This window comes from Thiobacillus sp. 65-1402 (assembly GCF_001897685.1).
Lineage (GTDB): Bacteria > Pseudomonadota > Gammaproteobacteria > Burkholderiales > Thiobacillaceae > Thiobacillus.
This window is the reverse complement of record NZ_MKUG01000050.1, coordinates 1-13,288: the sequence shown is the minus strand read 5'-3', so window position 1 is coordinate 13,288 and position 13,288 is coordinate 1. Positions and strand designations below refer to the sequence as shown.

13 protein-coding genes are annotated in these 13,288 nt (G+C 66.1%); 8 read left to right on the top strand and 5 right to left on the bottom strand.

Annotated elements, in window-relative coordinates; translation table 11 throughout:
- On the top strand, positions 1-463 hold a 463-nt coding region (locus BGO62_RS04140; protein WP_296639599.1), incomplete at its 5' end, for a class 1 fructose-bisphosphatase.
- A gap of 74 nt (positions 464-537) precedes the next feature.
- On the opposite strand, the gene BGO62_RS04135 is transcribed toward BGO62_RS04140, so the two are convergent.
- Both BGO62_RS04135 and BGO62_RS04130 read right to left on the bottom strand, forming a co-directional pair.
- Complete coding sequence (locus BGO62_RS04135; protein WP_296639597.1) at positions 538-2,610, bottom strand: EAL domain-containing protein; 2,073 nt, start codon at positions 2,608-2,610, stop codon at positions 538-540.
- Positions 2,611-2,941: 331 nt separating this feature from the next.
- Positions 2,942-4,378: a deoxyribodipyrimidine photo-lyase gene (locus tag BGO62_RS04130; protein WP_296639595.1), complete on the bottom strand. Its 1,437-nt coding sequence runs from the start codon at positions 4,376-4,378 to the stop codon at positions 2,942-2,944.
- 93 nt (positions 4,379-4,471) lie between these two features.
- Here BGO62_RS04130 and BGO62_RS04125 point away from each other — a divergent pair, with 93 nt between their 5' ends.
- The 6 genes from BGO62_RS04125 to lnt are packed head-to-tail and all read left to right on the top strand — an operon-like array spanning position 4,472 to position 9,775.
- Complete coding sequence (locus BGO62_RS04125) at positions 4,472-5,029, top strand: YqgE/AlgH family protein (protein WP_296639593.1); 558 nt, start codon at positions 4,472-4,474, stop codon at positions 5,027-5,029.
- Positions 5,026-5,463 (top strand): Holliday junction resolvase RuvX, encoded by a 438-nt coding sequence (gene ruvX / locus BGO62_RS04120; protein WP_296639591.1) that lies wholly within the window; start codon positions 5,026-5,028, stop codon positions 5,461-5,463. Before BGO62_RS04125 ends, ruvX begins: the two co-directional genes overlap by 4 nt.
- A complete protein-coding gene (gene pyrR / locus BGO62_RS04115; RefSeq protein WP_296639590.1) occupies positions 5,444-5,938 on the top strand; it encodes a bifunctional pyr operon transcriptional regulator/uracil phosphoribosyltransferase PyrR in 495 nt (164 codons plus the stop codon). The genes ruvX and pyrR overlap by 20 nt, the downstream gene beginning before the upstream one ends.
- A complete protein-coding gene (locus BGO62_RS04110; protein ID WP_296639588.1) occupies positions 5,935-6,885 on the top strand; it encodes an aspartate carbamoyltransferase catalytic subunit in 951 nt (316 codons plus the stop codon). The genes pyrR and BGO62_RS04110 overlap by 4 nt, the downstream gene beginning before the upstream one ends.
- Positions 6,882-8,162, top strand: coding sequence for a dihydroorotase (locus BGO62_RS04105; protein WP_296639586.1), 1,281 nt, complete (start codon positions 6,882-6,884; stop codon positions 8,160-8,162). Before BGO62_RS04110 ends, BGO62_RS04105 begins: the two co-directional genes overlap by 4 nt.
- A 38-nt stretch (positions 8,163-8,200) precedes the next feature.
- Positions 8,201-9,775, top strand: coding sequence for an apolipoprotein N-acyltransferase (lnt, locus tag BGO62_RS04100; RefSeq protein WP_296639584.1), 1,575 nt, complete (start codon positions 8,201-8,203; stop codon positions 9,773-9,775).
- On the opposite strand, the gene BGO62_RS04095 is transcribed toward lnt, so the two are convergent.
- The 3 genes from BGO62_RS04095 to coaBC form a co-directional block, all read right to left on the bottom strand.
- Positions 9,759-11,210: a GGDEF domain-containing protein gene (locus BGO62_RS04095; protein WP_296639582.1), complete on the bottom strand. Its 1,452-nt coding sequence runs from the start codon at positions 11,208-11,210 to the stop codon at positions 9,759-9,761. The two genes, lnt and BGO62_RS04095, sit on opposite strands and share 17 nt — an antisense overlap.
- Positions 11,211-11,397: 187 nt before the next feature.
- Positions 11,398-11,838 carry a dUTP diphosphatase gene (gene dut / locus BGO62_RS04090; protein WP_296639581.1) on the bottom strand — a complete coding sequence of 147 codons (441 nt, stop codon included), beginning with the start codon at positions 11,836-11,838 and terminating at the stop codon, positions 11,398-11,400.
- Positions 11,839-11,860: 22 nt separating this feature from the next.
- Positions 11,861-13,120 carry a bifunctional phosphopantothenoylcysteine decarboxylase/phosphopantothenate--cysteine ligase CoaBC gene (coaBC, locus tag BGO62_RS04085; protein ID WP_296639578.1) on the bottom strand — a complete coding sequence of 420 codons (1,260 nt, stop codon included), beginning with the start codon at positions 13,118-13,120 and terminating at the stop codon, positions 11,861-11,863.
- A gap of 34 nt (positions 13,121-13,154) precedes the next feature.
- Here coaBC and BGO62_RS16350 point away from each other — a divergent pair.
- Positions 13,155-13,288, top strand: a 134-nt coding sequence (locus BGO62_RS16350; RefSeq protein WP_363923794.1) for a UPF0758 domain-containing protein, incomplete at its 3' end; no start/stop codon positions are given.

Below are 13,288 nucleotides of genomic sequence, written 5' to 3'. Positions count from 1 at the left end.
CCGCGACGTCGGCGAGTTCGTGCTGACCCACCCCAACATGAAGATCCCCACCGAAACCAAGGAGTTCGCGATCAACGCGTCCAACATGCGCTTCTGGGAAAAGCCGGTGCAGCGCTACGTCGACGAGTGCCTGGCCGGCAAGACCGGGCCGCGCGGCAAGGACTTCAACATGCGCTGGGTCGCCTCGATGGTCGCCGAAGTGCACCGCATCCTCACCCGCGGCGGCATCTTCATGTACCCCAAGGACACCAAGGACCCCGCCAAGGCAGGCAAGCTGCGCCTGCTGTATGAAGCCAACCCGATGGCCTTCATCGTCGAGCAGGCCGGCGGCGCCGCCACCACCGGCTACCAGCGCATCCTCGACATCAATCCGGAAGGCCTGCACCAGCGGGTGCCGGTGATTCTGGGTTCCAAGGCCGAGGTCGACACCGTCACCGGCTACCACCACGAAAAGGCCGCCTAAGCGCAATCCGGGTTCGGATCGCGATTGGCTGGAATGAAAAAGCCGGGCGATGCCCGGCTTTTTCATTGGGGTGCCTACGCTGCCACGCGGCTCAGGCCGGCGCGCATCAGCCTGACGCATTCATCCGGCGGCAGCGGCCGGCTGAACAGGTAGCCCTGAGCCTGGTCGCAGTGGTTGGCGCGCAGATAGGCCAGTTGAGCGTCCGTCTCGACGCCCTCCGCCACCACGGTCAGGCCCAGGTTTCTGGCCAGCGCGATGATGGTGCGCACGATGGCGGTGTCGTTTTCGTCGCCCGGAATGTCGCGGATGAACGAACGGTCTATCTTCAGGCAGTGGATGGAAAACATCTTCAGGTAGTTCAGCGATGAATAGCCGGTGCCGAAATCGTCCACCGCGATGCGGATGCCCAGCCGCTCCAGTTCGGTCAGCACGCCGGCGGCGGAGACCAGGTTGTCCATCAGGGACGACTCGGTGATTTCCAGTTCGAGCGCGTCGGGCGCAAGTCCGCTGTCGCTGAGCGCCGCGCTGATTTCCTCGGCCAGATGCTTTTGCCGGAACTGCCGCGCCGACAGGTTGACCGCCATGCTGCCGGCAGCGAAACCGAGATCCTGCCACGCACGCATCTGGCGGCAGGCCTCGCGCAACACCCAGTCGCCGATCGGCAGGATCAGCCCGCTCTGCTCGGCGACCGGGATGAATTCTTCCGGGCTGACCGCGCCGAGCTCCGGCGACTGCCAGCGCAGCAGCGCCTCCCAGCCCACCAGGCGAGCGGACAGAATCTCCCACTTGGGCTGGTAGTGCAGCGCAAGCTCCTTGCGCGCCAGGGCATGTTTCAGGCGCGCCTCCAGCAGCACGCGGCGCTGGATTTCCTCCGACAGATCGCGGCTGAACACGGTCAGGCAGTTGCGTCCCGCCGATTTGGCACGATGCAGGGCGAGGTCGGCATAGCGCATCAGGGCGCTGGCCGATTCGCCATCCGTCGGATAGATGACGATGCCGAGGCTGGCGCTGATTCCCAGCCGGTCGTTGCCCAGGTCGAACTCGCGCGCCATGGCCTGCAACAGTGCCTGGCCCACCTGTTTGGCCCGTTCGACCGCTGCATTTTCCAGCAGGATCACGAACTCGTCGCCGCTGAAACGGGCCATGAAGGCCGCTTTCGGCAGGCTGGCGCGGAGACGCTCGGCAACGGCCACCAGCAGCATGTCGCCCTGTTCGTGGCCCAGTGTGTCGTTCACGTTCTGGAAGTGATCCAGATCTAGCAGCAGGACGGCGCAGGGCGCGTCCTGGCGGGCGCGGATCACCGCCAGATTGAGCTGCTCGTTGAATGCGGTGCGATTGGGCAAGCCGGTCAGGTCGTCATGGGTGAGCATGTGCCGCATCTGGCGGAACGGCCGGCTCACGGCATCGGCATAGATCGCGAGATAAAGAAAATAGTAGGCAACCGCCTTGTAGGCATGCCCCAGCAGATTGGCGGTGCTGCTCACCTCGACATACACGATGAAGAACAGTTCGCCCGCGGCCATCAACAGCAAGGCCAGCATGAGGCTGCCGATATCGCAGTGGGTCACCCGATTGCGGCGCAGGGCCAGCACGCCGGCAACCGCCAGGTAAAGGACGAACACGCCCCATTCGAGCGCGAGCTTGAGCGCAGTCAGCCCCATGCCGGGCACGTACATGGCCGGCATGGCCTGCGGCTCGGCCAGAAAGACGTAGGCGACCGCCCCCATCCCCAGCAGCATCGCGACGAGGGCGAGACGCCGCGTCGGGCCGCGCATGGCGGGCCCCTCCGGAATCAGGATGTAGGCCAGCAGCCCTACGCCGGCGGCAATGCGGCCGCACAGCCAGAACAGGATCGATTTGTGGGGAGAGTTGGGGCTGACCAGATCCGGCATGCCGAGATAGGACAGAAAATGCAGCGTATCGAACAGCGCCACCGCCAGGAACGTGCAGCCAAGCACGATGGAACGCACCGAGCGGATGGTTTCCTGCGCACCATGGCCGATAAAGAAGATCAGCGCTGCAACGACGACGGCAAAAATTTCCATCAGCGAATGCGCCGCCAGGAAAGCCGGGGCTGAAATCGCCAACTGGTTGGCCGGTACGGCCTGCCATAACAGCAGCGGGATGCTCGCGGCCAGCAGCAGCATGCCGATGCGGCTGTGTGTGTCTTGTCCTGGCAATCGCATCAAAGCAAAGCGTCCTCTCTTGGCTGGAGGGTTGCACAATTAACCTTACTTACTGCCACGGAGCCATTTTGAGTTTGCCCGCTTCCTTTTCCGCCCAGTCCTCCCGATACCGTCAAGGCGGCCCGCAGCACCAGCCTGGGTGCGGGTTTCATCTTAACGGAGCCGGAACGGCATACTTGAACGCATGTGCCCGCCCGGGCCGCGCGACGATCGCCGTGGCCGGCCCCGCACTGATTTTGATGAGCGGCAAAATGAGGGCTAGTCCCCCTGCCGGCCGAACCCCGGCCAAGCTCTATGCCGAGTCCGCCGGCGCGGCTGCCTTGAACAGCGCCAGCGCCCGCACGCGCTGAGCCGCATGATCGACGATGGGCGCGGGATAGGTCCGGCCGACGATCACGCCGATACGCGCCTGCTCGCGGGCCGGCAAGGTCCACGGCGCGTGGATGAATGCGTCCGGAACCGCCGCAAGCTCGGGCAGATAGCGGCGAATGAAGCGGCCTTGCGGATCGAATTTTCCCGACTGGGTGACCGGGTTGAAGATGCGGAACCACGGCTGGGCATCGCAGCCGACCGAGGCTGCCCATTGCCAGCCGCCGCTGTTGGCGGCGAGGTCGTAATCAAGCAGCCGGTCGGCGAAGTAGCGCTCGCCGAGGCGCCAGTCGACCAGCAGGTCCTTGGTCAGAAACGAGGCGGCGATCATGCGCAGGCGGTTGTGCATGTAGCCGGTCTGGTTGAGCTGGCGCATCGCGGCATCGACCAGCGGGTAGCCGGTGCGCGCGTCGCACCAGGCCGCGAAATGACCGGGGGGATTCGGCCACGGCAGCGCGTCGTACTGCCGCCTGAAGCTATGCCCGCTGGCCACGTCGGGGCGGTGCCAGAGGATCTGGTGATAGAAATCGCGCCAGATCAGTTCGGACAGCCAGGTTTGCGCGCCACGCCCGCCTGCCTGCCAGGCCGCGGCGGCGAGCTGGCGGATGGACACCGTGCCGAAGCGCAGGTGGGCCGACAGATACGACACGCCTTTCACCGCTGGAAAGTCGCGCGTTTCCTGATAACGGTCGATGCGCTGCAGAAACTCGTCGAACAGGCGCGCACCGCCCGTCATGCCGGCAGGCAATTTGAGCGCGGCAAGCCCGGCAGGGGCAAACCCCATCTCCTGCAAGCTCGGGATGGCCGTCGACTGCGCAGCCAGCCGGCTGGCGTAGGCATCCACCGGATAGGCTCGCAGGTAAAACGGCGTCAGCGTTTTCAGCCAGGCATTTTTGTAGGGAGTGAAGACGCTGAAAGGTGTGCCGCTGGCGGTGAGCACTTCCTCACGTTCAAAGATCACCGCATCCTTGTAGTGATGAACCGCGATGCCGCGGCGGTGCAGTGCGGTCTGCACGGCGGCGTCGCGCGCCAGTGCGGCAGGGTCGTCGTCGTGGTTGAAAAACACGGCGTCGGCCTGCAACTCGGCCGCCAGCTGCACGATTTCGTCGCGCGCGACGCCGTATCTGACGACGAGGCCGCCGCCCCGGGCTTGCAGGGCCTGCTGCAGCTCGCCGACGCTGGCGTGGATGAACGCGACCCGGCGGTCGGACGCATCGGGGAGCGCATCCAGAATTTCCCGGTCGAAGATAAAGGCACAGACCACCTGCCGCGCATGTTTGAGCGCATGGAAAAGCGCGGCATGGTCGAAGTCGCGCAGGTCGCGGCGAAACCAGACCAGGGCGCGGGCGTATTCAGGCATCGGACGGGCGGGTCGCTATAGTGTAAAAAGGGATAAGGGATGCGTGTAGAAGTGCCTGCTTGATTTGAGGCAGATTACAATGGGAAGGCAATCATGGATACCATCAACCTCACCCACCATTTCCTGATCGCCATGCCGGGCATGGCCGATCCCAATTTCAACGGCACGCTGACCTATATCTGCGACCACAGCAATCAGGGTGCGCTGGGCGTGGTGGTCAACCGGCCGATCGAACTGGACTTGTCGACCCTGTTCGAGCAAATCGGGCTGTCCCTGCCGCAACGCCTGCACGGCAACACGGTTTATTTCGGCGGCCCGGTGCAGACCGAGCGCGGTTTCGTGCTGCACACCCCGCCGCTCACCTTCAGCTCCACCCTCACCGTCAACGACGCCGTCAGCCTCACTTCCTCGAAGGATGTGCTGGAAGCGGTGAGTCAGGACGCGGGGCCGGAAAAATTCATGGTGTCGCTGGGCTATGCGGGCTGGGCAGCCGGCCAGCTGGAAGACGAAATCAAGCAGAATGCCTGGCTTTCGGTGGCCGCCGACCCGCAGGTGATTTTCGACCTGGCGCCCGAAGAACGCCTGTCCGCCGCGATGCGGCTCCTCGGCATCGACTTCGCCAGCCTCTCCGAAGAAGCCGGGCACGCTTGAACTTCGCGGAAACCCATGGCACCGTGCTGGCCTTCGATCTCGGCCTGAAGCGCACCGGCGTCGCGTCGGGCGAGTTGTCGATCGGAATCGCGCATCCGCTTACCGTGATCCAGGCCGATTCCACCGACGCACGGCTGGCCGCCATCGCCAAGCTGAATACCGAATGGCAGCCGGTGCTGCTGGTGTTGGGGCTGCCTGCCCACGCCGACGGCAGCGAACATGAAATGACACGGGTGGCCAAAAACTTCGCGCGCAAATTAGAATCGCGCTTCAACCTGCCGGTGTTCCTGGTGGACGAGCGCCACACCAGCACGGCGGCCGAATCCGAACTTCACGCGCGCGGCATCCACGGCAAGAAGAACAAGGCGCTGCTGGACGCCGTCGCCGCACAACTCATTCTGCAAGGGTTCTTCGATGCACGCCTCACTGCCTGACGCCAACACCCTGATAACCCGACTCGCCGCCGCCATTGCCCCCTCGCTCACCCCCGACACCCTCATCGTCGGCATCCACACCGGCGGCGCATGGGTGGCCGAGCGCCTGCATGCGATGCTGCATTGCGGCATGCCGCTCGGCACGCTCGACATTTCGTTCTATCGCGACGACTTTTCTCGCATCGGCCTGCATCCGCAGGTGAAACCGTCCAACCTGCCATTCGACCTGGAAGATCGCACCATCCTGCTGGTCGACGACGTGCTGCACACCGGGCGCACGGTGCGTGCGGCAATGAACGAACTGTTCGACTATGGCCGCCCGGCCTCGATCCGGCTGGCGGTGCTGGTCGACCGCGGCGGCCGCGAACTGCCGATCCGCCCTGATTTCGCCGGCCTTGCGCTCGACGTTCCGGAGCACCAGAACATCAACCTTTCCCGGCTGGACGACGGCCATCTGACCCTCTCGATTGCATGAACCCACAACTCAACGAAGACGGCAGGCTGCACCACCTGCTCACGCTCGACGGCCTGCCGCGCGCCATCCTGACGCAGATCCTCGACACCGCCGAATCCTTCATGGACGTCGGCGAGCGCGAGGTCAAGAAGGTCCCGCTGCTGCGCGGCAAGTCGATCTTCAACCTGTTCTTCGAGCCGTCGACGCGCACCCGCACCACCTTCGAGATCGCCGCCAAGCGGCTGTCCGCCGACGTGGTCAATCTCAACATCGCCACCTCCAGCCAGACCAAGGGCGAGGCAATCCTCGACACCGTCGACAACCTGGCCGCGATGCACGCCGACATGTTCATCGTGCGGCATTCGCAGTCGGGCGCGGCGCACTTCATCGCGCGCCACGTCGCGCCGCACATCTCGGTGGTGAACGCTGGCGACGGCCGTCACGCCCACCCCACCCAGGGCCTGCTCGACATGTTCACCATCCGCCGCTACAAGGGCGAGTTCCACAACCTGACCGTGGCCATCGTCGGCGACGTGCTGCATTCGCGCGTGGCGCGCTCGCAGATCCACGCGCTGACCACGCTGGGGGTGCCGGAGGTGCGCGTCATCGGCCCGAAAACCCTGCTCCCCACCGGAGTCGAACAGATGGGCGTCAAGGTGTTCCACGACATGGAAGCGGGGCTTGCCGGCTGCGACGTGATCATCATGCTGCGCCTGCAGAACGAGCGCATGAAAGGCGCACTGCTGCCGAGCAGCCAGGAATACTTCAAGTTCTTCGGCCTGACGCCGGACAAGCTCGCGCTCGCCAAGCCGGACGCGATCGTGATGCACCCCGGGCCGATGAACCGCGGCGTGGAAATCGACTCCGAAGTGGCCGACGGCCCGCAGTCGGTGATCCTGCCGCAGGTGACCTACGGCATTGCGGTGCGGATGGCGGTGATGGCGCTGCTGGCGGGGGGAACGGCATGAAAATCCGGATCAGCAACGGGCGTGTGATCGACCCGATGAGCGCGCGCGACGAAGTCGCCGATATCTACGTCGCCGCCGGCAAGATCGTCGGCATCGGCGCTGCGCCCGCCGACTTCCACGCCAACCGTACCCTCGATGCCAGCGGCCTCGTCGTCTGCCCCGGCCTGGTGGACTTGTCGGTGCGCCTGCGCGAACCCGGCTTTGAATACCGCGCCACGCTGGAATCCGAAATGCTCGCCGCAGCGGCGGGCGGCATCACCTCGCTGGCCTGCCCGCCCGACACCGACCCGCCGCTGGACGAGCCGGGGCTGGTGGAAATGCTGAAATTCCGCGCCAAAAATCTGCCGGGGCCGCGCGTCTACCCGATCGGCGCGATGACGCAAAAACTCGAAGGCAAGATGCTGACCGAGATGGCCGAACTGACCGAGGCGGGCTGCCGCGCCTTCACCCAGGCCGACGCGCCGATGGCCAACAACCAGGTGCTGCTGCGCGCAATGGAATACGCAGCCACCTTCGGCTTCAGCCTGTGGCTGCGGCCGCAGGATGTGTCGCTGGCGCGCGGCGGCGTGGCGCACGACGGCGCGGTCGCATCGCGACTGGGCCTGCCCGGCATTCCCGTTCTGGCCGAGACGGTGGCGCTGGCAACGATTCTGCAACTGGCACGCGAAACCGGCGCCCGCATCCATCTGGCCCGGCTGTCGGCACGCGAAAGCATCGCGATGGTGCGCGCCGCCAAGGCGCAGGGGCTGGCGGTCACCTGCGACGTCGCCACGCCCCACGTGCACCTGTCGGAAAACGATCTCGTCAGTTTCGACTCGCACCTGCACCTGGTGCCGCCGCTGAGAAGCCTGCGCGACCGCGACGCCATCCGCGAGGCGCTGCGCGACGGCTCCATCGACGCGCTGTGCTCCGACCACACGCCGGTCGACGAGGATGCCAAGCAGGTACCGTTCGGCGAATCCGCGCCGGGTGCATCCGGCGTCGAACTGCTGTTGCCGCTGACGCTGAAATGGGCGCGCGAGATGGGCGTGCCGCTGATGCAGGCGATCGACCTGATTTCATGGAAACCGGCGCAGATCCTGGGGGTTCCCGGCGGCAACCTGGCGGTCGGCAGCTACGCCGACATCTGCATCTTCGACGAGGCCGCCGAATGGGTCGTCACCCCCCAAGCCCTGGCCAGCCAGGGCGACAACACGCCCTTCCTCAAGCACCCGATGCAGGGCCGGGTGCGCTACACCCTGATCGACGGCCATATCGATTTTGAAGCCCCGCACTGATCGACGCCGCGCCGGTGACGGCGGCTAGCCCGCCCGCCATGCCGCGCGCGTCCTTTCCGATCCTGCTCGTCAGCCTGCTTGGCGGGGCGCTGGCCGTCGCCGGCTTCGCTCCGTTCGAGTTCTGGCCCTTGCCGGCGGCGAGCCTCGCCGTGCTGTTCGGGCTGCTGGCGCGCACGCCCTCGATGCGCGCAGGCTTCCTCATCGGCCTGGCGTGGGGGCTGGGCTTTTTCATCGCCGGGGTGAGCTGGGTCTTCGTCAGCCTGTCGGTATACGGCGGCATGGCGGCCTGGCTGGCGACGCTGGCAACTTTTTTGTTTTGCGCCTTCCTGGCGCTGTTCCCGGCCGCAGTCGGTGCCCTGCAAGCGTACCCTGCAGGGCATCAGCGCTGGCGCATCCCGCCGGCGCTGCGTTTGCTGGTGCTGATGCCGTTGCTGTGGAGCGTGTCGGAATGGGTGCGCGGCTGGATTTTCACCGGCTTTCCGTGGCTGGCGATGGGCTATTCGCAGGTGCCCGCCAGCCCGCTGGCGGGCTTCGCGCCGCTGTTCGGCGTGTATGGCGTGTCATTCCTGCTGGCGCTTGCGGCGGCAGGGCTGGCATGGATGCTGACCAGCCCGCGCCGCGCGAGGTCGAAATTATGGGCGGCCGCCTGTCTCGTGGCACTGGGGGTCGGCGGTCAGGGCTTGCGCGGCATCATGTGGACCACACCTGACGGAGCGCCGACAACGGTCGCGCTGCTGCAGGGCAACATCCCGCAGGACATGAAATGGCAGCCGGAAAAAACCCGCGCCACCCTGGATGGCTACGCGCGCATGGCTGCCGCCTCGCCCGCGCAGCTGATCGTGCTGCCGGAAACCGCGCTGCCGCTGTTCGAAGCCGACCTCCCCGCCAGCTATCGCGCCGCGCTGGCGTCGATCGGCCGGAAAAACGGCGGCGACGTGCTGGCCGGGCTGCCGACCGGCTCGCCGCAGGGCGCCTACTACAACAGCGCGATCAGCCTCGGCGGCGCGCCCAGCCAGCGCTACCACAAGGTGCATCTGGTGCCGTTCGGCGAAACCATTCCGCTGAAGGCCGTGTGGGGCTGGATTATCCAGGTGCTGCACATTCCGCTGTCGGATTTCGCGCGCGGTGCGATCGACCAGCGTCCGCTCGCCATCGGCGGCCAGCGGGTGGCGGTCAACATCTGCTACGAGGACGCCTTCGGCGAGGAAATCATCCGCCAGCTTCCCGCAGCGAGCGTGCTGGTGAACATGAGCAATCTGGCCTGGTTCGGCGATTCGTTCGCGCCCTGGCAGCACGCGCAGATGTCGCAGATGCGCGCGCTGGAAAGCGGACGCATGATGCTGCGCGCCACCAATACCGGCGTCACCGCGATCATCGATGCGCAAGGCCGCATGCTGGCCAGCCTGCCGCTGTTTGTAGCCGGCAGCCTTGCCGGCGAAATCCAGGCTTATACCGGCAGCACGCCCTATGTGCGCTGGGGCAATGCGCCGGTGCTGGCGCTATGGGGCATCTTGGGCGTCGCCCTGCTGGCGGCCGGATTCTACCCGCGAGGGGCAGGCCGTGGCTGTACAGCCGCTAAAGCGGCAACAGCCACGCTCAGGCGGCGGCTCTGATCCGCGTGGCGTTGCGGCCGCCACGCTTGGCCTCCAGCAATGCCGCATCGGCGCGCGCCAGCGCTTCGTTTTCTTCCTTGTCGTCGCGGCTGTATTCGGACAAGCCGCCGCTCCACGACAATTTCTGCGTCACTCCCGGAATGAGCTCCACGCTTTCCGGCATGTTGGCGCGCAGGCGCTCGGCAAGCTCCTGCGCGCGGTCCAGCGGGGTATAGGGGAACAGCACGCAGAATTCGTCGCCGCCCAGACGGGCGATGAAATCGCTGTTGCGCAGGCAGGCCTTGAGCGCATTGCCGAACTTGATGATGAGCTGATCGCCCGCCTCGTGGCCGAAGGTATCGTTGACCTGCTTGAAGTTGTCGATGTCGAGGATCAGCAGGCTGTGCGACCAGCCATCCTTCAGGCTGGCGAACAGTTCCTTTTGCTTTTCATCGAAGCTGCGCCGGTTGTTGACTTGCGACAGGTGATCGATCCGCGCCAGCGACGTCGCCTCTTTCTGCCGCCCCAGCATCACCCTGCCAAGCTTCTGCATGGTCTCGAGCGGCGTCTGGAATTCCGCCAGGCTGACCGGATAGTGGGTACGCAGGCGCTGCTGGCGCAGGTCGTTGGTGAATTTCACCAGCATGCGCAGATTGTCGCTGACGCGGTTGCGTACCGCCAGAACCGTGGCCATCACCAGGATGGCGATGACCAGGCTGGCCACCAGCCAGCCCAGCGCATAGGGCGCCACGCTTTCAACCACCGGCGTGACCGGGCGCCACACGGCGATCTGCCACGGCGTTCCCGCCAGCGCGATCTGGGTAGGCTGGGCGTGGCGCTTGATCGCCTGATTGCCGCGCCGCATCAGCACCACCGACGCATCGCCCGGCAGGCTTTGCTGCAGTTCGGCGTAGGCGGCGGCATCCGGCAGCGGCAGGGTATCGAACAGGGCCTGCAGCTGCGGCACGCTCTGCTCGACGATGACGACCCCCAGCCGTTTGCCGTCGCTGTCCACCACCGGATGCGACAGGGAAAGATTGAAGGTGGCGGTGGCGGTGGCCCCGGTGCCGCCGCGGCCGGCATTGCTGGCCAGCAGCCGCCGGGCGTCGCCGGGCAGGAAACCCGGCAGCAGCTGGCGCTGGCCGTCGGTGACGAACAGCACGGTGGCGTCCTGATTCAAGGCATACAGGTTGGCGGCCTGGGCCTGACACACCTCCGGCGCGGCGCCGGCAAAGCACGCCAGTGTCTGCGGGTGGGCGGCGATACGCGCCGCACTGCGCTGCATGGCCTCGGCCAGGAACTCGATCTGCGCGGCCATCACCGGCTTGCCGAACTCTTCTTGCGCGGGTTGCGCCTGCGGCCGCGACTGGTAAATCGCAAACGTGGCGAGCCCCGCCAGCAGCACCAGGGCTGCGGCGAGGATCAGGCCAAACCGCAATACGGACGTGTGGGACATGACGGATGCGCCAGTAGGCTCAACCTCTTAGAGTTATTGTCTCCGCAATGGCTGCCCCCCGATTTCGCTCCGGTAAGTCAGCCGACATGGCGCTTTACTCAGCAAAATCCATGCCCCGACGCATAGCCCCCCCTTGGCAAACCAGCCGGCCGGGGGCCCGGGCTGGTTCGTGTAAGCAAACCCGACGCTACTGCCGGCCCGTGCTGCCGAACCCGCCTTCACCACGCCGGCTGGCTTCGAAGTCGTCCACCACATTGAATTCGGCCTGCATCACCGGCACGATGACGAGTTGAGCCAGCCGTTCCAGCGGCGTGAGTTCGAACGCCTGCTGGCTGCGGTTCCAGGCGGAAACCATGAGCTGGCCTTGATAATCCGAGTCGATCAGCCCCACCAGATTGCCCAGCACGATGCCGTGTTTGTGGCCGAGGCCGGAGCGCGGCAGGATCAGCGCTGCATAGCCGGGGTCGGCCAGATGGATGGCAAGCCCGGTGGGGATCAAGCGGGTTTCTCCGGGGGAAAGCATGATCGGGGCATCGATGCAGGCGCGCAGATCGAGCCCGGCGGAACCCGGCGTGGCGTAATGCGGCAGCTGATCGCGCAGGCGAGCGTCGAGAATTTTCACATCCATCTTCATATTCGTCGGGATTTCGTCAGTTGAGCAGGGTTGCAAGGTGGCGGATCAGGCAGCGCGCCTGGGTGAGTTTGTCGGCGCGCGGCAGCGGGTGCCGGCCGCGGTCATCGAACAGCACCAGTTCGGCACTGTCCTGTCCCAGCGTGTCCTGCGCCAGGTTGCCGACCAGCAGCGGCAGCTTTTTACGGATACGTTTGGCTTCGGCATGCTCGGTCAGCCGCTCGGTCTCGGCGGCGAAGCCCACGCAAAACGGGGCGTCGGGCAAGGCGGCAACCTCGGCCAGGATGTCGGGATTGGCGACCAGACGCAGGGTGAGGCCAGCATCGCTTTTCTTGAGCTTCTGCGCCGCGGCGGCATCCACCCGGTAATCGGCCACCGCCGCCACCGCAATGAACACGTCGCTTGGCAATTCGTGCAATACCGCAGCGCGCATCTCGGCCGCGCTTTGCACGTCGATGCGGCGCACCCCCGCCGGCGCGGCAAGGCAGGTCGGTCCCGACACCAGGCATACCGCGGCGCCGGCCTCGGCTGCCGCCTGCGCCACCGCATAGCCCATCTTGCCGGAGCTCAGGTTGGTCAGCCCGCGCACCGGGTCGATCGGCTCGAAAGTGGGGCCGGCGGTGACCAGAACGCGCTTGCCCGCCAGCGGACCTGCGCCAAGACCGCCCGCAGGGCGAGCGTCTGGCGGTGTACCCCTTGCGGGTACGGCCCCCAGCAAGCCAGGCAAAGCCGCGAGAATGTCGGCCGGCTCCAGCATCCGTCCCGGGCCAATTTCGCCGCAGGCCTGTTCGCCCGCGGCCGGCCCCAGCACGCTCACGCCGTCCGCGCGCAACTGCTCCAGATTGCGCCGGGTCGGCGCGGCCGCCCACATCTCGCGGTTCATCGCCGGCGCAACCGCAAGCCCGCAGGTGCGGGCAAGACACAGGGTCGACAGCAGGTCGTCGGCGCGACCATGCGCAAGCCTGGCCAGAAAATCGGCCGAAGCCGGCGCCACCAGCAGCAGGTCGGCATCACGCGACAGGTGGATGTGTTCCATGCCGTCGCCGCTCGCCGAATCCCACAAGGAAGTCAGCACGGGCTTGCCGGACAGCGCCTGAAACGTCAGCGGGGTGACGAAGCGCTGTGCGGCAGCGCTCATCACCACGCGCACATCGGCCCCGGCCTTGGCCAGCAGACGGCACAACTCGGCCGCCTTGTAGGCTGCAATGCCCCCCGTCACGCCCAGTATGATTTTTTTGTGCGCCAGCGACACGCTCTCGATTCCCACGCGGCTTTCCATGACAATGGCGACATTCTACGGGAGGGGCGGGGGGATGGCGATTCGCGACTGGCCGGAAGACGCGCGACCGCGCGAGAAGCTGCTGAGGCAGGGCGCCGCGACTTTGAGCGACGCCGAACTGGTCGCGGTATTCCTGCGCACCGGGGTGGTCGGCAAAAGCGCGGTCGA

Bases quoted from the DNA above. Each gene is read 5' to 3' on its own strand.
- BGO62_RS04135 (WP_296639597.1), bottom strand. From the start codon at position 2,610: ATGCTGCTGCTGGCCGCGAGCATCCCGCTGCTGTTATGGCAGGCCGTA.
- BGO62_RS04130 (WP_296639595.1), bottom strand. From the start codon at position 4,378: ATGCCTGAATACGCCCGCGCCCTGGTCTGGTTTCGCCGCGACCTGCGC.
- BGO62_RS04125 (WP_296639593.1), top strand. From the start codon at position 4,472: ATGGATACCATCAACCTCACCCACCATTTCCTGATCGCCATGCCGGGC.
- pyrR (WP_296639590.1), top strand. From the start codon at position 5,444: ATGCACGCCTCACTGCCTGACGCCAACACCCTGATAACCCGACTCGCC.
- BGO62_RS04110 (WP_296639588.1), top strand. From the start codon at position 5,935: ATGAACCCACAACTCAACGAAGACGGCAGGCTGCACCACCTGCTCACG.
- BGO62_RS04105 (WP_296639586.1), top strand. From the start codon at position 6,882: ATGAAAATCCGGATCAGCAACGGGCGTGTGATCGACCCGATGAGCGCG.
- lnt (WP_296639584.1), top strand. From the start codon at position 8,201: ATGCCGCGCGCGTCCTTTCCGATCCTGCTCGTCAGCCTGCTTGGCGGG.
- BGO62_RS04095 (WP_296639582.1), bottom strand. From the start codon at position 11,210: ATGTCCCACACGTCCGTATTGCGGTTTGGCCTGATCCTCGCCGCAGCC.
- dut (WP_296639581.1), bottom strand. From the start codon at position 11,838: ATGGATGTGAAAATTCTCGACGCTCGCCTGCGCGATCAGCTGCCGCAT.
- coaBC (WP_296639578.1), bottom strand. From the start codon at position 13,120: ATGGAAAGCCGCGTGGGAATCGAGAGCGTGTCGCTGGCGCACAAAAAA.